Genomic DNA, 459 nt, shown 5'->3' on the forward strand with positions numbered 1-459 from the left:
GATGTACTGCCAGATGTCGAGCTCGGTCCAGTTCGACAGCGGGAACACGCGCATCGACTCGCCCTTGTGCTTGCGGGCGTTGTAGAGCTTCCACAGCTCGGGGCGCTGGCTCTTCGGGTCCCAGCGGTGTTGCGCGGTGCGGAAGGAGAAGATGCGCTCCTTGGCGCGCGACTTTTCCTCGTCGCGGCGGGCGCCGCCGAAAGCCGCATCGAAACCATACTGGTCGAGCGCCTGCTTGAGGCCCTCGGTCTTCATGATGTCGGTGTGGATCGCCGAACCGTGGGTGAAGGGATTGATGTCCTTGGCGACACCCTCGGGGTTGATGTGCACGATCAGGTCGAGCCCGAGCTTGCTCACCATCTCGTCGCGGAAGGTGTACATGTCGCGGAACTTCCAGCGCGTGTCGACGTGCAGCAGCGGGAACGGCGGGGGCGCCGGGTGGAAGGCCTTCATCGCGAG

1 protein-coding gene is annotated in these 459 nt (G+C 64.5%); it reads right to left on the reverse strand.

The genetic code is table 11. From position 1 onward, the window contains the following. A partial coding sequence (cysD, locus tag GPA27_RS28385; protein WP_169143737.1) for a sulfate adenylyltransferase subunit CysD occupies positions 1–459 on the reverse strand: 459 nt, incomplete at both ends.

The sequence above is a fragment of the Aromatoleum toluolicum genome (genome assembly GCF_012911005.2).
Classification (GTDB): domain Bacteria; phylum Pseudomonadota; class Gammaproteobacteria; order Burkholderiales; family Rhodocyclaceae; genus Aromatoleum; species Aromatoleum toluolicum.